The sequence below is a fragment of the Spirillospora sp. NPDC046719 genome, from assembly GCF_040645715.1.
Lineage (GTDB): Bacteria > Actinomycetota > Actinomycetes > Streptosporangiales > Streptosporangiaceae > Spirillospora.
Genome location: NZ_JBEYYT010000003.1, coordinates 66,641 through 83,485, shown reverse-complemented (window position 1 = coordinate 83,485; position 16,845 = coordinate 66,641). Strand labels below are relative to the sequence as shown.

General features: G+C 72.0%; 18 protein-coding genes and 1 pseudogene. 15 read left to right on the top strand and 4 right to left on the bottom strand.

Going from position 1 to position 16,845, the window contains the following annotated elements; genetic code table 11:
• Positions 1–90: 90 nt before the first annotated feature.
• A complete protein-coding gene (locus ABZ914_RS01440) occupies positions 91–1,122 on the bottom strand; it encodes an SMP-30/gluconolactonase/LRE family protein (RefSeq protein ID WP_500190867.1) in 1,032 nt (343 codons plus the stop codon).
• A gap of 226 nt (positions 1,123–1,348) precedes the next feature.
• On the opposite strand from ABZ914_RS01440, the gene ABZ914_RS01435 reads away from it, so the two are divergent.
• Entirely contained in the window at positions 1,349–1,957 is a 609-nt protein-coding gene (locus ABZ914_RS01435; RefSeq protein ID WP_500190866.1) for a TetR/AcrR family transcriptional regulator, read from the top strand.
• Positions 1,958–2,086: 129 nt separating this feature from the next.
• Here the strand turns inward: ABZ914_RS01435 and ABZ914_RS01430 are convergent, their stop codons facing one another.
• Positions 2,087–2,536 (bottom strand): MarR family winged helix-turn-helix transcriptional regulator, encoded by a 450-nt coding sequence (locus ABZ914_RS01430; RefSeq protein ID WP_190861202.1) that lies wholly within the window; start codon positions 2,534–2,536, stop codon positions 2,087–2,089.
• A 134-nt stretch (positions 2,537–2,670) separates the two neighbouring features.
• Between ABZ914_RS01430 and ABZ914_RS01425 the strand changes: the two genes are divergently transcribed.
• From ABZ914_RS01425 to urtE, 13 genes are all read left to right on the top strand, one after another.
• Entirely contained in the window at positions 2,671–4,095 is a 1,425-nt protein-coding gene (locus ABZ914_RS01425; RefSeq protein ID WP_500190864.1) for an MFS transporter, read from the top strand.
• 11 nt (positions 4,096–4,106) lie between these two features.
• Complete coding sequence (locus ABZ914_RS01420) at positions 4,107–4,754, top strand: nitroreductase family protein (RefSeq protein WP_387018392.1); 648 nt, start codon at positions 4,107–4,109, stop codon at positions 4,752–4,754.
• Positions 4,755–5,045: 291 nt separating this feature from the next.
• A complete protein-coding gene (locus tag ABZ914_RS01415; RefSeq protein ID WP_500190862.1) occupies positions 5,046–5,348 on the top strand; it encodes an urease subunit gamma in 303 nt (100 codons plus the stop codon).
• Complete coding sequence (locus ABZ914_RS01410; protein ID WP_190861216.1) at positions 5,345–5,674, top strand: urease subunit beta; 330 nt, start codon at positions 5,345–5,347, stop codon at positions 5,672–5,674. Before ABZ914_RS01415 ends, ABZ914_RS01410 begins: the two co-directional genes overlap by 4 nt.
• Entirely contained in the window at positions 5,667–7,391 is a 1,725-nt protein-coding gene (locus tag ABZ914_RS01405) for an urease subunit alpha (protein WP_500190860.1), read from the top strand. Before ABZ914_RS01410 ends, ABZ914_RS01405 begins: the two co-directional genes overlap by 8 nt.
• Positions 7,391–8,131, top strand: coding sequence for an urease accessory protein UreF (locus ABZ914_RS01400; protein ID WP_500190858.1), 741 nt, complete (start codon positions 7,391–7,393; stop codon positions 8,129–8,131). Before ABZ914_RS01405 ends, ABZ914_RS01400 begins: the two co-directional genes overlap by 1 nt.
• Positions 8,132–8,221: 90 nt before the next feature.
• Positions 8,222–8,929 (top strand): urease accessory protein UreG, encoded by a 708-nt coding sequence (gene ureG, locus ABZ914_RS01395; RefSeq protein ID WP_500190856.1) that lies wholly within the window; start codon positions 8,222–8,224, stop codon positions 8,927–8,929.
• Positions 8,926–9,645 (top strand): urease accessory protein UreD, encoded by a 720-nt coding sequence (locus ABZ914_RS01390; RefSeq protein ID WP_500190855.1) that lies wholly within the window; start codon positions 8,926–8,928, stop codon positions 9,643–9,645. Before ureG ends, ABZ914_RS01390 begins: the two co-directional genes overlap by 4 nt.
• 196 nt (positions 9,646–9,841) lie before the next feature.
• A complete protein-coding gene (urtA, locus tag ABZ914_RS01385; RefSeq protein WP_500190882.1) occupies positions 9,842–11,032 on the top strand; it encodes an urea ABC transporter substrate-binding protein in 1,191 nt (396 codons plus the stop codon).
• 92 nt (positions 11,033–11,124) lie between these two features.
• On the top strand, positions 11,125–12,003 hold the full coding sequence (gene urtB / locus ABZ914_RS01380; protein ID WP_433154579.1) for an urea ABC transporter permease subunit UrtB: 879 nt from the start codon (positions 11,125–11,127) through the stop codon (positions 12,001–12,003).
• Between the two features lie 8 nt (positions 12,004–12,011).
• Positions 12,012–13,112: an urea ABC transporter permease subunit UrtC gene (gene urtC, locus ABZ914_RS01375; RefSeq protein ID WP_500190853.1), complete on the top strand. Its 1,101-nt coding sequence runs from the start codon at positions 12,012–12,014 to the stop codon at positions 13,110–13,112.
• The gene (gene urtD, locus ABZ914_RS01370) at positions 13,109–13,918 is read left to right on the top strand and encodes an urea ABC transporter ATP-binding protein UrtD (protein WP_500190852.1); all 810 of its coding nucleotides are present in this window, start codon (positions 13,109–13,111) and stop codon (positions 13,916–13,918) included. Before urtC ends, urtD begins: the two co-directional genes overlap by 4 nt.
• Before the next feature lie 73 nt (positions 13,919–13,991).
• A complete protein-coding gene (gene urtE, locus ABZ914_RS01365) occupies positions 13,992–14,699 on the top strand; it encodes an urea ABC transporter ATP-binding subunit UrtE (RefSeq protein WP_433154570.1) in 708 nt (235 codons plus the stop codon).
• Between the two features lie 198 nt (positions 14,700–14,897).
• Here the strand turns inward: urtE and ABZ914_RS01360 are convergent.
• A pseudogene (locus tag ABZ914_RS01360) lies at positions 14,898–15,060 on the bottom strand (transposase); the annotation flags it as partial.
• A 22-nt stretch (positions 15,061–15,082) separates the two neighbouring features.
• Positions 15,083–15,718, bottom strand: a complete 636-nt coding sequence (locus ABZ914_RS01355; protein ID WP_500190850.1) for a TetR/AcrR family transcriptional regulator — start codon at positions 15,716–15,718, stop codon at positions 15,083–15,085.
• 75 nt (positions 15,719–15,793) lie between these two features.
• On the opposite strand from ABZ914_RS01355, the gene ABZ914_RS01350 reads away from it, so the two are divergent.
• Positions 15,794–16,765 (top strand): N-acyl homoserine lactonase family protein, encoded by a 972-nt coding sequence (locus tag ABZ914_RS01350; RefSeq protein ID WP_500190849.1) that lies wholly within the window; start codon positions 15,794–15,796, stop codon positions 16,763–16,765.
• The last annotated feature ends 80 nt before the right edge of the window (positions 16,766–16,845 follow it).

The following is a 16,845-nucleotide window of genomic DNA, read 5'->3' as shown; positions in this document are numbered from 1 at the left end:
CGACGGCAAGAGCGGTGTTGTCTCTGCATGGGGCGTATGCGGCGTCGCGGGATGGGCTGCGGTCCGGTCGGCCCATCCCGCGCGGGCGTGTCAGCGGCGCTGCAGCTTTGCGAGCATCAGGGTCGGGTCGTTTCCGGCGAGGTTCGCGCCGTTGGTCACATAGACCCGGTTTCCTCGAACGATGACGGCCGTGGTCCCCTGCATGCCGTCGTCGGCGTCCAGGAGGGTCTCGTGTGCGCCGTCCGCGTCGACGCGCACGAGCTTGCTGCTCTGGTTGATCGCGGCGAGGATCTCGGTGCCCCGGCCGGTGAAGTCGAAGTCGTCGATGCCCTCCAGGCCGGTGGCCCGGACCTCGGCCCGGCCGGAGCCGCCGTCCTTGGTCACCGGGATGCGGACGATGCCGCCTCGGTCGGAGTTTGTCGCCCACACGGCGCCGTCGTGGATCTTCATGCCGTTGGCGCCGAAGAAGCCGGCGGGCGCCAGGGCCGGGTCCGCCGACCACACCGTGGCCTCGCCTCCGCCCAGCGGGGCCTGCCAGATGCGCCCGCCTGCGGAGTCGGTGATCAGAAAGCGGTGCCGCCTCCGGTCGATGACCAGTGCGTTCGGAAAGGTGTCGGCGGGCAGCGGCACGACGAGCCGTGGCTCACCGGAGCGATCGAGCCGCCAGATCCCGGTCAGCCCGCCCTGCCCGGAGGAGTAGAGGAAGTACACGGCGCCGCCGTCCGACCGGGCGACCCCGGTGACGTCGGGGGCCCCGACGACCGGGGTGGTGACACCGCCGCCGGGAGGCAGCGGCATGGTGGCGAGCACCTGGACGGCCCCGTCCTGCCCGACCCGCACCACCTGGCGGGCGGAGATCATGCCGATGACCACGCTGCCGCCGGGCTCCGGCGCGATGCTCTCGGCGACCTGGCCCGCGGCCCGGTCGAAGTGGGCGAGGACGCGCACGTCGCCCAGGCGGGCGCCGGCCGCGTGATCAAGGTCCGCCGGGACGGCGGCCGGGGCCGCGGCCGCGTCCGGGGCGGCGAGGACCGCCGGGGCCGCGGCGAGCGCGGCGAGCAGGCCGACGAGCCCGAGCGTGGCGGCGCTACGCCGCACCCCGGCGGGGCGATCGAGGGACATGGCTTTCCTTTCCGTCGTGCGGGACGGAGAGGGGCGGCGATGGCGCCGGCCGTGATCGCGGGCGCGGAACCGGCGACGCCGGGCGGCCCGCGGTACGGGATGACGACCACGGTCCTTCTGCCGCCTCCTCACCAGACTGTATCGTCCAGTACAGAAGTTCTGCGGCAGACTGTATCAGTCGATACAACGAGGCTGTACTGCGGAGTACAGAACACGGGAGAGACCCATGGGACGCACGCCGACCACCACACGGGGTCGCGCGACCCGCAAGCGCATCCTCGATTCGGCGGCGGACCTCATCGAGCGGCGCGGCGTCGCAGCGGTGACGCTGGAGGACGTCGAACGCGCCGCGGGGGTCGGCCGCAGCCAGCTCTACCACTACTTCGACGACCGCGACGACCTCGTCCGCTCCGTGGTCCACCGCACCGTGGACAAGGTGCTGGCCGCGCAGGAGCCGCTGCTGGTGCAGGTCGACTCGCTGGCCGGCATCGACCGCTGGTTCGACGCGATCGTGGCCAACGGGACCCGGCAGGACGCGGTCGGCGGCTGCGCGATCGGCTCCTTGGCCAGCCAGCTCAGCGGCAGCGACGACCTCACCCGGCAGGCGTTCGTGGACGCCTTCGCGCGCTGGGAGGCCCCGCTCATCGCGGGCCTGCGCCGGATGCAGGAGTCGGGCGAACTGCGCCCGGACGTGGACGTCACCGAGCTGGCCGACCTCACCATGGCCGCGATCCAGGGCGGCCTCCTGCTGGCCCAGGTCCGCCGTGCACCGGACCAGCTCCGCCTCGCCCTGCGCGGCGCACGGGCGGCCCTGGAGGACGCACTCACCCCGTGACCTGAGCGAAGTCCGCCCGCCGCTCAGCCGCAGGCTCCTCAAGGTGGCGTTCGGTCATGAGGGCGCCTCGCTTGCGAACTCGCACCTGCGGCTCCGGTCGCAGGGCGGCGGTCCGTGCCTGCTTCGGGATCAGAGCCGCATGAGCTTGCCGACCAGGGCGGTGAGCTGGGCGCGTTCGCCGGCGGTGAGGGGGGCGAACGTCTCCTCCAGGTAGGAGGAGACGGTGCTCTCGGCGCCGGCGAGGCGTTCGCGGCCCTCGTCGGTGATGGTGACGGCGTAGGAGCGGCGGTCGTCGGGGTTGCGCTCGCGGCGGACGAAGCCGGACCGCTCCAGGTCGTCGCACACGTTCACCATGACGCTGCGGTCGATCCGCAGTTCCTCGCTGAGCACCTGCTGGGAGCAGGGGCCGACGGCGTCGAGCATCTTCAGCACCAGGTGCTGGCCGACGCCGAGGCCGTGCCGGGCGGCGTGGGCGTCGGCGGCGCGGGCCAGGTACGCCGAGGCGCGGCACATCGCGATGTCCGGGCGTTCGGCCGCGAGCGTCGGGAAGTACGCGGGCCTGGCGGGCTTGGAAGGCATGGGTCTCCTGCACTGTCGACCCGCCCGAGGCTACCAGAACCATCTGACCGACAATTGTTTGACAGCAGATCGTTTGCGAGCATACGGTTCCGTCTCGTTGCAGATCGTCTGCTCAAAGATGGAGTGATCTGGTGATGCGTTCCGACCGCCGGGCGACGGCGGCCCTGATCCTGCTGTGCGCGGCGGTGTTCCTGGACTCGATGGACCTGTCGCTGATGGGCGTGGCACTGCCCGCCATCGGCGCCGACCTCGCGCTGCCCGACAGCACGCTGCAATGGCTGATGTCCGGCTACGCGGTGGCCTACGGCGGGTTCCTGCTCCTCGGCGGAAGGCTGGCCGACCTGCTCGGACGGCGCCGGATGTTCCTGGCATCGCTGGCGGTGTTCGCGGCGGCGAGCCTGGCGGGCGGCCTGCTCTCCGACGGCTGGCCCCTGGTCGCCACCCGCGTGGTGAAGGGCGTCGCGGCCGCGCTGACCGCCCCGGCGGCGCTGTCGCTGATCACCACCACGTTCGCCGAGGGACCGCGCCGCAACCGGGCGCTCGGCGTGTACGCGCTGGCCGGAGCGACCGGCTACAGCGCCGGACTGATCGCCTCCGGGCTGCTCACCGAGGTGAGCTGGCGGCTGGTGTTCTTCCTGCCGGTGCCCATCGCGCTGCTCGTGCTCGCCGTCGCCCCGAGGGTGATCCCGGCCGGACGCACCACCGGCCCGCGCACGGGATTCGACACGGCGGGCGCCGGCGCCGTCACCGGCGGCGTCCTGCTGCTGGTCTACTCCCTCACCGAGACCAACTGGCCCGCCGGTGCGGCGGCGCTGGTGCTGCTGGGAGCGTTCGTGGTGATCGAGCGGCGCCGGCGCGACCCGCTCGTGCCGCTGGGCGTGTTCCGCTCGCGGCGGCTCACCTCGGCCAACCTGGCGGCGCTGGCCTGGGCGTGCGCGACGATCGGCTGGCAGTTCGCCGCCGTCCTCTACCTGCAGGGCGTGCTGGGGTACTCGGCCCTGGACACCGGGCTGGGGATCGTCCCGATGGGGCTGGCCATCGTCGTCACCGCCAACCTCGCCGGACGGCTGATCGGACGCTGGAGCCTGCGCCGCACCGCCACGCTCGGGCTGCTCGTCCAGGGCGCCGGGATCCTGCTGTTCCTGCGCACGGGCGCGTCCAGCGGTTACGCGACCGTGCTGCTGCCCGCGCTCATCGTGCACGGCGTGGGCAACGGCCTGTCGTTCCCCAGCCTCAACATCGCCGCGGTCGGGGCCCTGCCGGACGACCGCCAGGGCCTGGCCTCCGGCCTCGTCACCTCCGCCGTCCAGATCGGGGCCGGCATCGGCGTGGCGGTCCTCGCGGCCGTGATGGCGATCCCGGCCTCCGCACTGGACGGTTACCGCGCGGCGTTCCTGACCGCCGGATCCTTCTCGCTGCTCGGCGCGCTCATCGCCTGCCTCGGCCTGGGAAACCGAGCCGAACCCGCGGCCGGCGAACCAGCCGCCGACGAACCAGCCGCCGACGAACCGGCCGCCGACGAACCGACGACCTCCGCACCGACCTCCACACGCGCCTGAGGAGCACCGCGATGACCCTCGACCTGACCCCCGACGAACTGCTGTCCACCACCCGAGCCGTCCGCAAGCGGCTCGACTTCGACCGCCCCGTCCCGCGCCGCCTCATCGAGGAGTGCGTCGACCTGGCCACCCAGGCCCCCACCGGACGCAACCGGCAGCGCTGGCACTTCATCGTGGTCACCGAGCCGCGCCTGCGCCGCAAGGTGGGCGACATCTTCCGCCGCGCGCTCGCCGCCGCGGAGGGGCAGCCGCTGAACGAACACGACATCCGCCGCATGAACCACGCTCCGCGCTCCACCCAGGGCGTGTTCGACGGGCTGCGGCACCTGACCGACAACATCCACCGCGTCCCGGCGTTCGTCATCCCCGCCATCGAAGGACGCACCGATCACGCCTCGGCGGCCGTCCAATCCGGCACATGGGGCTCCATCCTGCCCGCGACCTGGAGCTTCATGCTCGCCGCCCGCGCCCGCGGCCTCGGCACCACCTGGACCACCGCCCAAGGCCCCCTCGAACACGAACTCGCCGCGGCACTGGGCGTCCCCTACAACGAGGTCATGCTCGCCGCGTTCATCCCGCTCGCCTACACGATCGGCACCGACTTCAAACCCGCACCCCGCATTCCCCGCGACCAGGTCCTGCACTGGGAACGGTGGTGAACACCGGACCGTTTCGATTTCGCCGTAGTGCCTCTCCTGCCGCCCGTGAACCGTCCTTCGCGCGCGGCAGGCGAGGGCACGCTCATCTGACCTCTGCCGACGGGTAACGGCACCGCGGTCGATCGCCACCGTCAAAAGGTTCTGACACTTCCCGTACAGAACCTCAGAATGGCTCTGTTCTGCCTTTTTTGAAGCATGGCGCGGGCCTTCCTGTGCCGAACACGTTAATTCGCTGTTAAATCCGCAATACACCCGGCGTCGTGTTCCCTTCCGGCCAGTAGGGTCCGGAGCGTGCTGATCAGCCCACATGAACAGGAGCGCCTGCTGCTGCACGTCGCCGCGTCGGTCGCGCAGGCGCGCCGCGGTCGCGGTCTGCGGCTCAACCATCCGGAGGCGACCGCGGTCATCGCGGTCCACGTGCTGGAGGGCGCGAGGGACGGGCGGTCGGTCGCCGAGTTGATGGAGTCCGGCCGGACGGTGCTGACACGGGAGGACGTCATGGAAGGCATTCCGGAGATGCTCGACTCGGTGCAGGTCGAGGCGACCTTCCCCGACGGCACCAAGCTCGTCACCGTCCACCGGCCGATCCCGTGAGCGGGCGTCCCCTCGTTCCGGGCGAGGTCGTCCCCGGAGACGGGCCGCCGGTCGCCCTCAACCCCGGACGGCCGCGCACGGCCGTCACCGTCGTCAACACCGGCGACCGGCCCGTCCAGGTCGGGTCGCACTACCACTTCGCGGTGGCGAACCCGGCACTGGAGTTCGACCGGTCCGCGGCCTGGGGACACCGGCTCGACGTCCCGGCGGGCACGTCGGTGCGGTTCGAGCCGGGCCTGACCCGGGAGGTCGCGCTGGTGCCGCTGGCCGGGAACCGGGTGGTGCCGGGTCTGCGGCCCGAGCAGGCCGGAGCGCTGGATGGCTGACCTGTCGCGGGCCCGGTACGCGCAGCTGTACGGCCCCACCGCCGGAGACCGGATACGGCTGGCCGACACCGACCTGTTCATCGAGGTGACCGAGGACCGGAGCCGCGGCGCGGGAGCGGGCGACGAGGCGGTCTTCGGGGGCGGCAAGGTGATCCGCGAGTCGATGGGGCAGGCGCGCACCACGCGCGCGGACGGCGCCCTCGACCTGGTCGTCACCGGGGCCGTGGTGCTGGACCACTGGGGCGTCGTCAAGGCCGACGTCGGGATCCGCGACGGCAGGATCGTCGCGCTCGGCAAGGCCGGCAACCCCGACACCATGGACGGCGTCCACCCGGACCTGGTGATCGGGCCGTCCACCGAGGTGCTGGCGGGCAACGGCCGCATCCTGACCGCCGGGGCGGTGGACTCCCACGTCCATCTCATCTGCCCGCAGCTGCTGGAGGAGGCGCTCGGCGCCGGGGTCACCACCGTGATCGGAGGCGGGACCGGCCCGGCCGAGGGGACGAAGGCCACGACCGTGACCGGAGCCTGGTACCTGGCCCGGATGCTGGAGTCGCTCGACTCGTGGCCGGTGAACGTCGCCCTCCTCGGCAAGGGCAACACGGTCGGCGAGGAGGCGCTCTGGGAGCAGCTGCGCGCCGGGGCGTCCGGCTTCAAGCTGCACGAGGACTGGGGTTCGACCCCGGCGGCCATCGACGCCTGCCTGCGGGTCGCCGACGCGTCCGGGGTGCAGGTCGCCCTGCACTCCGACACCCTGAACGAGGCGGGGTACGTCGAGTCGACGCTCGGCGCCATCGCCGGCCGGTCGATCCACGCGTACCACACCGAGGGCGCGGGCGGCGGGCACGCGCCCGACATCATCACCATCGCCGCGCACCCCAACGTGCTGCCCTCCTCCACCAACCCGACCCGGCCGCACACCGTCAACACCCTCGACGAGCACCTCGACATGCTCATGGTGTGCCACCATCTGAACCCGTCGGTGCCCGAGGACCTGGCCTTCGCCGAGTCGCGCATCCGGCCGACGACCATGGCCGCCGAGGACGTCCTGCACGACCTCGGAGCGATCGCGATGATCGGGTCGGACTCGCAGGCCATGGGTCGGATCGGCGAGACGGTGATCCGCACCTGGCAGACGGCGCACGTCATGAAGCTCCGCCGCGGCTCACCGGGCGAGGGCGGCGCCGCGGAGCCGGCCGACAACCTGCGGGCCCGCCGCTACGTCGCCAAGTACACGATCAACCCGGCCATCGCGCACGGCCTCGACGGCGAGATCGGCTCGGTGGAGCCGGGCAAGCTCGCCGACCTGGTGCTGTGGCATCCCGCCTTCTTCGGCGTCCGCCCGCAGGCGGTCGTCAAGGGCGGGGTCATCGCCTGGGCGGCGATGGGCGACGCCAACGCCTCGATCCCCACGCCGCAGCCGGTGCTGCCCCGGCCGATGTTCGGTGCCGCGCCGCGCACCGCCGCCGCCACCTCGGTGCACTTCGTGGCCCCCGCCGCGATCGACGCGGGCCTGGCCGACCGGCTCGCGGTGGACCGCGCTCTGGTGCCGGTCAAGGACACGCGCCTGGTGGGCAAGGCGGACATGGTGCTCAACGACGCGCTCCCCCGGATCGACGTCGACCCGGACACCTTCACGGTGTCGATCGACGGCGACGACGTCGAGCCCTCCCCCGCGACCGAGCTGCCGATGGCGCAGCGCTACTTCCTGTTCTGATGGCGCTGCCGGCACCGCTGCTCCTTCTCGCCGACTCCCGGCTCCCGGCGGGCGGCCACGCCCACTCCGGCGGGCTGGAACCGGCGGCGGAGGCGGGCGCGGTCACCGACCTCCCGACGCTCACGGCCTTCCTGCGCGGGCGCCTCGCCACCACCGGACTGGTCGCCGCCGCGCTCTCGGCCGCCGCCTGCGCCCACGCGGCCCGCACCGTGGACGGAGCGGCGCGTACGCGCGGCGAAGCCGGCGGGGACGACGGGGACGGCGGCCTTGGCGGGCACGAGGCATGGTCGGTGCTCGACGCCGAAGCCGACGCCAGGATGCCCTCCCCCGCCGGGCGCGGGGCCTCCCGGGCCCAGGGCCGGTCGCTGCTGCGCGCCGTCCGCGCCATGTCGCCGCACCCGGTACTGGACGCCCTCGCGGCCTTCTCCGCTCCGCACCACCCGCTCGTCCTCGGCGCCGCCGTCGCCGTCACCGGAGGCTCCCCCGCGGACGCCGCCTCGATCGGCGCGTACGGGGCGGTCACCGGTCCCGCGTCCGCGGCCGTGCGCCTGCTCGGGCTCGACCCGCTGGCCGTGCACCGCGCGCTCGCGGAGCTGGCTCCGCAGGTGGACGCGGTCGCCGCCGAGGCCGCCGGGCACGCGCGGGGTGATCCCCGGGAGCTTCCGGCCGCTTCGGCGCCCGCCCTCGACATCTTCGCCGAACTGCACCTCCAGGCGGACCTGCGCCTGTTCGAATCCTGACCCCGCGGCAGAGACCACCACACACGGCCACCACACGAGCAGGGCGGCGATCGTCCCGACCGGGACGCGCCGCCGGAGAGGACCTCGCGAATGGGCGCGAACCACGATCACGATCCCCACCCGGCGCCGCCGGCCCGCGGGCGGGCCCTGCGGCTGGGCGTCGGCGGTCCGGTCGGCAGCGGCAAGACCGCGCTGGTGGCGGCGCTGTGCCGGACGCTCCGCGACGACCTCCACCTCGCTGTGGTGACCAACGACATCTACACGACCGAGGACGCCGACTTCCTGCGGCGCAACGCGGTGCTGTCGGACGACCGGATCGCGGCCGTCCGGACCGGATGCTGCCCGCACACGGCCATCCGCGACGACATCTCCGCCAACCTCGACGCCGTCGAGTCGCTGGAGCGACGGCACGCGCCGCTCGACCTCGTCATCGTGGAGAGCGGCGGCGACAACCTGACCGCGACGTTCAGCCGGGGACTCGTCGACCGGCAGATCTTCGTCCTCGACGTCTCCGGCGGCGACAAGGTCCCCCGCAAAGGGGGGCCCGGGGTGAGCGGCGCGGACCTGCTGGTCGTCAACAAGACCGACCTGGCCCCGCTCGTCGGCGCCGACCTGGGCGTGATGGACCGCGACGCGGCGCAGGTGCGCCGCGGAAAGCCGGTGATCTTCAGTTCGCTGCGGGAGCGTCCCGGTGCTCCGGAGGTGGCCGGCTGGGTCCGGTCCGTCCTCGCCGAGACGCACGCGGCCCGGTCCGAGGCGGGCACCGCGCGGCCGGCGGTCGCTCCCGGGGCTCCGTGACCCGGCACTACACGGCGCGCGCCGCCGTCCACGTCGAACTCGACGCCGACGGGCGGACCCGGCTGACGACGCTGCGCTCCGACGGGCCGTACGCGCTGCGCGCCGCCCCAGACGCCGTCTACCTGGTCGGGGCCGCCGCGGGGCCCCTCGGAGGAGACGAGCTGCACCTCGAACTGGACGTCGCGGCGGGCGCCGCCCTCGCCGTCCGGTCCGTCGCGAGCGCGCTGCTGCTCCCCGGCGCCGGCGAGTCCCGAGCGTACGTGCGGGCCGCGGTCGGACCGGGCGGCCACCTGGACCTCGCCTTGGAGCCGGCGGTCGCGGCGGCGGGCTGCCACCACCGTTCGGTCACCGAGATCGCGCTCGCGGACGGCGCCACCCTGCGGTGGCGCGAGGAGCTCGTCCTGGGCCGGCACGGCGAACCGCCGGGCCGCTACACCGCCCGCGTCGACGTCACCCGCGGCGGCGACCCGGTCCTGCGGCATGAGCTGCGGCTGCCCGACCGCACCCTGCACACCAGCGGCGCCGTGCTGGGCGGCGCGACCTGCACCGGAAGCGTGCTGCTCGTCGGTCCCGGACTGGCGAAGGAGCCCCATGCCGCCGAAGGGCTCGCGGTCATGCCGCTCGCGGGACCGGGGGTCCTGGTCGCCGCGCTCGCGGCCGACTCCGCGGCGCTCCGCCGCCGGCTCGTCCACGGCGAGAGCCTCGCGAGCGGCTGAGAACACCGGGCCTGCACCGGGAAAGCCCCGCCTGTGAGGTTCAGTTGACGCACCGGATACAAAGCAGAATTACCGAGGACACAGCTCGCGGCTTGCATTAACCCGACTCACACGGTGAGCGATCCGCCCACCGGTTTCGGGGCCTGTCCGCAAGGAGTGGTACGTGCTCAGGAAATCTCTGCCGGTATTGGCCTCCATGGCCGCCGCGACACTGCTGTCCCTGGCCGCCTGCGGCGACTCGGAATCATCGGGCGGAACGGCGGCGGCGAGCGGGAACACCATCAAGGTCGGTGTCCTGCACTCGCTGAGCGGGACCATGGCCATCAGCGAGGTCACCGTCAAGAATTCCGAGCTGATGGCGATCGACGAGATCAACGCCGCCGGCGGAGTCCTCGGCAAGAAGCTCCAGCCGGTCGTCGAGGACGGCGCCTCCGACTGGCCCACCTTCGCCGAGAAGGCGCAGAAGCTCATCCGCAAGGACAAGGTCGCGACCGTCTTCGGCGGCTGGACGTCGGCCAGCCGCAAGGCGATGCTGCCCGTCTTCGAGCGCAACAAGGCACTGCTGTGGTATCCGGTGCAATACGAGGGCCTGGAAAGCTCGCCGTACATCTATTACACCGGCGCGACCACGAACCAGCAGATCGTGCCCGCCCTGGACTACCTCAAGGAGAAGGGCAAGAAGAAGATATTCCTCGTCGGCAGCGACTACGTCTTCCCGCGCACCGCGAACAAGGAGATCAAAGCCTACGCCAAGGCCAATGGCATGACCATTCTCGGCGAGGAGTACACCCCGCTGGGAGCGACGGAGTACAGCACGCTCGTCAACAAGGTCATGCAGGCGAAGCCGGACGCGGTGTTCAACACCCTCAACGGTGACAGCAACGTCGCGTTCTTCAAGCAGCTCAAGAGCGCCGGCGCGACGGCGTCGTCCCTGCCGGTGATGTCGGTGAGCATCGCCGAGGAGGAGGTCAAGGGCATCGGGGTGGACAACGTCGCGGGCCAGCTCGTCGCCTGGAACTACTACATGACGACCCCGGGCAAGACCAACGACGCGTTCGTGAAGGCGTTCAAGGCCAAGTACGGCGCGGACAAGGTGACCTCCGACCCGATGGAGGCGGGCTACAACGCCGTCAAGCTGTGGGCGGCGGCCGTCCAGAAGGCCGGGACGACCGAGGTCGAGGCGGTGAAGAAGGCCGCGGGCGGCATCTCCCTCGACCTGCCGGAAGGCAAGGTGACGATCGACGGCGCCAACCACCACATGTACAAGACCGCCCGCATCGGCGTGATCCAGCCCGACGGCACGATCAAGGAGGTGTGGGACTCCGGCAAGCCGATCGCACCGGACCCCTACCTCAAGAGCTACCCGTGGGCCGCCGGCCTGTCCTGACCCGTCCCGCCGCCGTCATCGGGCGGGGCCCCGGCCGGCCCGATGACGGCGCGGCCCGACGGACCCGTCGACCAAGGGCACCGAGGAGTCGCATGGAAGCCCTGCTCAGCCAGTTGCCGATCGGCCTCAGCATCGCAGCCGTCCTGATGCTGGTGGCCCTCGGCCTGACCTTCACCTTCGGCCAGATGGGCGTGATCAACATGGCCCACGGCGAGTTCATGATGGCGGGCGCCTACACGGCGTACGTCCTGCAGGACTGGACCGGAAGAGAGGCGGTCCTGGCGGCGCTCCCGGTCGCGTTCGCCGTCGCCGGCGCGATGGGCCTGGTCCTGGAGCGGGCGGCCGTCCGCCGCTTCTACGGCCGGCCGCTCGACACCCTGCTGCTCACCTGGGGGGTCAGCCTCGTCCTCCAGCAGCTCGCGCGCGACATCTTCGGCGCGCCCAACGTCCAGGTGCGCGCCCCCGGCTGGCTGGACGGCGGCGTCCGGATGTTCGGGTCGCAGCTGCCCTACACCCGGCTGTTCATCATCGTCCTCGCCGCGGTCTCGGCGCTCGCGATCTGGGGCTACCAGAACCGGACGCGGCAGGGCCGGCGGATGCGCTCGGTGATGCAGAACCGCCAGCTCGCCGCGTGCAGCGGCATCAACACCGGACGGGTCGACCAGCTCACCTTCTTCATCGGGTCCGGCCTCGCCGGGATCGCGGGCGTCGCGCTGACGCTGATCGGCCCGATCGGCCCCAACCTCGGCACCTACTACATCGTCGACGCCTTCCTGGTCGTGGTCGCCGGCGGCCTCGGCCGGCTCCGCGGTGCGGTCATCGCCGCGCTGGCCCTCGGGCTGCTGGACTCCTACGCCGAGTTCTGGACCGACGCCAGCCTGGCCAAGGTGATCGGCTTCGTGGCGATCGTGGTGTTCCTGCAGGCACGCCCGCAGGGCCTGTTCGTCCTGCGCAGCCGGGCGCTGACATGACCGCGCGGATGCGCGGACCCGCGCTCTTCACGGCCGTCGCGCTGCTGGTCCTCGTGGTCGCGCCGGCCGTCCTGGACCCGTTCCGGCTGGGCCTGCTCGCCAAGTACCTGTGCTTCGCGATCGCCGCGCTCGGCATCGGGCTCGCCTGGGGCCAGGGCGGCATGCTCACCCTCGGGCAGGGCGTGTTCTTCGGGCTCGGCGGCTACTCGATGGCGATGTACCTCAAGCTCCACGACGCCGGGCCCGGCAACCTCCCCGACTTCATGGTGTGGAGCGGCGTGGAGCGGTTGCCGCTGCTGTGGAAGCCCTTCTCCAGTCCCGTGTTCGCCATCGCGGCCGCGGTGGTCGTGCCCGCCGCCGCGGCCGCGCTCCTGGGACTCCTGGTGTTCCGCCAGCGCGTGCGCGGCGCCTACTTCGCCATCCTCAGCCAGGCCTTGGCGGCCGCCTTCACGATCTGGCTGGTCGGTCAGCAGGGTCTCACCGGCGGCACCAACGGGCTGACCCACTTCTACGACGTCTTCGGCCGGGACCCGGAGACCGACGGCGCCAAGCGCGTCTTCTACTTCGCGGTGGCCCTCGTGCTGGGCGCCCTGTACCTCCTCGCCCGCCAGCTGATGAAGAGCCGCTTCGGCCGGCTGCTGGTCGCGGTGCGCGACGGCGAGGACCGGGTCCGGTTCCTCGGCTACAACCCCGCCACCGTCAAGACCGTGGCCTTCGCCGTCTCCGCCGCGATGGCGGGCATCGCCGGCGCCCTGTACGTCCCGGTCGTCGGCATCATCTCGCCCTCGCTGCTCGGCGTCGTCCCGTCCATCGAGCTCGTGGTCGCGGTCGCCATCGGCGGACGGTTCTCGCTGGCCGGGGCGGCCCTCGGCGGGGTCCTGCTCAACTGGGCGCACACCACCTTCAGCGAGCAGTACCCGAGCGGCTGGGTCTACCTGCAGGGCCTGATGTTCATCCTCGTCATCATGGTGGCGCCCGGCGGCGTCGCCGGTGCCGCCCGCTGGGCCGGCGAGGCGATCGCACGGCGCCGGCAGGGTCCCGGTCCGTCCTCCGTCCCGGAACCGGCGGGGTCCACCGCGCACGGACAGAAGGAGGTGGCCGCTCCATGACGTCTCCCTTCCCTCCCGCCGAAGCACCCGCGTCCGACGCCCCCGCGGACCCGGCGGCCCCCGCTCTTCTGGAGATCCGCGGGCTGGAGGTCGTCTTCGGCGGGTTCCGCGCCCTCAACGGCGTCGATCTCACCGTGCGGCAGGGCGAACTCCGCTTCCTGATCGGGCCCAACGGAGCCGGGAAGACCACGCTGATCGACGTGATCACCGGCCTGACCCGGCCGGCGGGCGGATCGGTGGGCTTCGCCGGCACCTCCCTACTGGGACGGCGGGAGCACCGCATCGTGCGGCTCGGAATCGGGCGGACGTTCCAGACCTCCGTGGTCTTCGAGGAACTCACGGTGGCCGAGAACATCGACCTGGCCGCCTGCTTCCGCCGCCCGCTGGCCACGCTGCTCCGGCAGCGGCGCGGCACGTCCGAGGCCGTCGCGACCGCGCTGGAGCGGACCGGGCTGGCCGACATGGCGGACCGGCCCGCCGGAGTGCTGTCGCACGGCCAGCGGCAGTGGCTGGAGATCGGCATGCTGATCGCGCAGCGGCCCCGGTTGCTGCTGCTCGACGAACCCGTGGCGGGCATGAGCCGCACCGAACGCGAGCGGACGGGCGAGCTGCTCGTCGAGATCGCGAAGGACCACACGGTCATCGTCGTCGAGCACGACATGGAGTTCCTCCGGATGTACGCGTCCCAGGTGACCGTCCTGCACGAGGGCAGCGTGCTCATGGAAGGGGACGTCGCCGCGGTCCAGGCCGATCCCCGCGTCCAGGAGGTCTACCTCGGCCGGTCGAGAGATGAGAAGACGCCATGAGCGACGTGAGCGGGAAGCAGCGGGCGCCGCTCCAGGGAACGGGCGGCGGCCTCAGCACGAGCGGGGAGGCGGCATGGCCGAGATGATGCTCCAGGTCAGCGGACTGCAAGCTGCGTACGGACGGTCGCAGGTGCTGTTCGGAGTGGACCTGACCGTACGTCCGGGCGAACTCGTCACCGTCATGGGCCGCAACGGGGTCGGGAAGACCACCCTGCTCAACTCGATCATGGGTCTCCTCCCCCCGACGGCCGGCACGGTCACCTTCGACGGCACCGACGTGACACGGATGCGCACCTTCCAGCGCGTCCGCTCGGGCATGGGCTACGTGCCGCAAGGGCACGAGACGTTCCCGCAGCTCACCGTCTGGGAGAACCTCCAGGTGACCCTGGAGGCCACAGGGCGGACCGACCGGACCGCCATCGACGACGCCCTGGAGGTCTTCCCACGGCTCACCGGGCTGCTGAAACGCCGGGCCGGATTCCTGTCGGGCGGGCAGCAGCAGCAACTCGCGATCGCCCGCGCCCTGGTGACCCGGCCGCGCCTCCTCATCCTCGACGAGCCGACCGAGGGCGTCCAGCCGTCGATCATCCGCGAGATCGAGGAGGCCATCGAGGGACTCCACCGGGACCGCGACCTCGCGGTCCTGCTCGTCGAGCAGTACTTCGACCTGGCCCTCCGCCTGGCCGACGCCTTCGTGATCCTCGACGGCGGCACGGTCCGGCACTCCGGAACGGCCGCCGACCTGCACACCGACGAGGTGAAGGACCTTCTCGCCGTCTGAACGGACACGGACGCCGGCCGCGCCCGCCACGCGCGAGAGCGAGGAAGGGCGCGGCCGCCACGGCGCGGCTCATGGGTGCGGGGTTGGCCCGCGACGCCCAGACCCGTGACGGCGAACAGGACCTCGAGAGCCTGTTCCGCGACTTGAACCGAACGGCGAGCGAGTTCCTCCCGGCTGTGACCGGCAAGGCCGAAAGGGCAGGGGCGCCACCCACGGCTGCCCGGACTTGAGCACTCGGGTGAACTGGTTGCGCGGATAGGGGGTGCCGCTACGCTGCCATGCCGCGCCCGGCAGCGTGGCGGCGATCGCCTCGACCAGGCAGACCGCGGTGGTCGTCGGAGACGTGCAACTGGACGCCGGCTCAGGCGTTCACGATGCAGCCATCACGCTGAGTTGAGGCCGGCCGCGATGACCGTGGTCAGGCGGGTCAGGTAGGCGTCGTCGACGGGGCTCCCGGTCAGCAGCAGGCGGCCCAGCAACGGCGAGATCAGCAGGTCGAGACCGAGTTCGCGGTCGATGTCCGCGGGCAGTTCGCCGCGTTCGATCCCCCGGCGCAGCACGGCGTCGGCAGCGGCGCGGCGTGGTCCGGCCACCGCCTCGCGGAGCGCGGCGCCGAGTTCGGGATTGCGCGTGGCCTCGGCCATCATGTCCAGCGCTATCCGTTTGATCCGCGGATCGGCGACCTGCGCGATGATCACATCCAGGAAGCCGCGCACATCGCCGGTCAGAGAACCGGAGTCCGGCACCTCCGGCACGCTCCGGCGCACCGCCGCCGCGAGCAGGTCGAGCAGCATGGCCTGCTTGGACGGCCAGCGGCGGTACACGGCGGCCTTGCCGACACCGGCCCGCCGGGCCACCGCGTCGACGGACATGCGGGCATATCCGGCCTCGGCCAACTCGTCGAACATCGCGGTGGCGATCGCGGTGGTGACGGACTCCTGGAGTACCGCGGCGCCGGCCGGCTCGCGCTTGCGTGGCATGCCCGCAGCATACAGCAGGACGGAACGGTTGCGTTCCAACGTTCAAGCTGGCTACGGTTCTGCCATATAACGTCGGAACGGTCCCGTTCCGACGCAGAGGAGGGGGAGTCGGTCATGAACATCCACCCGCTGCGCATCGGCCGCACCAAGGTCCCGTTCGGCCAGTTCTACGGTGGCCTGGAAGGGTTCTCCATCAGCGACTTCGCCGCGGACAAGGACCACTTCATCTGGGTGCCGATCCACGCCTACCTGCTCGAGCACCCGACCGCCGGCCCGATTCTGGTGGACACCGGGATCAGCCCGGAGCAGGCCGCGCACACCGACTACTACCGCGGCTCGATCATGGAGCACGTGATGGACACCGACGAGTACGACCTGCCGGACGAGGAGACCATGCCGGCCCAACTCGCGCGGCTCGGCTACCGCCCGGAGGACATCCGCGCAGTATTCATCACGCATTTCCATGAGGACCACGTCGGCGCGCTCAACCTGTTCGCACACGCCCCGGTGTACCTGGGCGCGGCCGAATACGCGGCGCGCGAGGACAAGGTGTTGGGCCTCGTGCCGCTGGCCTATCCGCCGTCGATCGCGGCGATCACCGATTGGCGCCCGCTCGAGTTCACCGGCCCGGCCCTCGGCGGCTTCACCGGCTCGGCGGACGTGTTCGGCGATGGCAGCGTCATCGCCCTGCCCACCCCAGGGCACAGCCCCGGCAGCACCAGCGTGCTGGTCGACCACCGGTTCCTCCTGACCGGGGACGCGATGTACACCATCCGGCATCTTGCGGTCGACCAGGTGCGCCCCATCCAGACCGGCGGCGAGACCCGCTACGTCGACTCGATCCGCCGCATTCAGTGGCTGCGCCGGGAACTCCCGGAACTGCTCGTCCTGACCTCGCACGACCACACCGAATACGGCGAGCGGCTGATCGACGGCCTGGCCACCGGCCGGCTGTCCGATGCGGACCTCGCCTGGGCCAAGGCCTACGAACGGGCCGCCTTCGACGAACTCGCCAACATCAACCCGGCCCGGCTCCCCCGCTTCGTGCCGGCGGCGGACGGCGGCCCCGTCGGGCACGCGAACTGATCGAACGTTCCCCGACGTCCGTCTTGAGACCTGTGGATCGGCCGGGAAGAGGCCGAGGCGCCCGCCTACGTCGCCCGGTT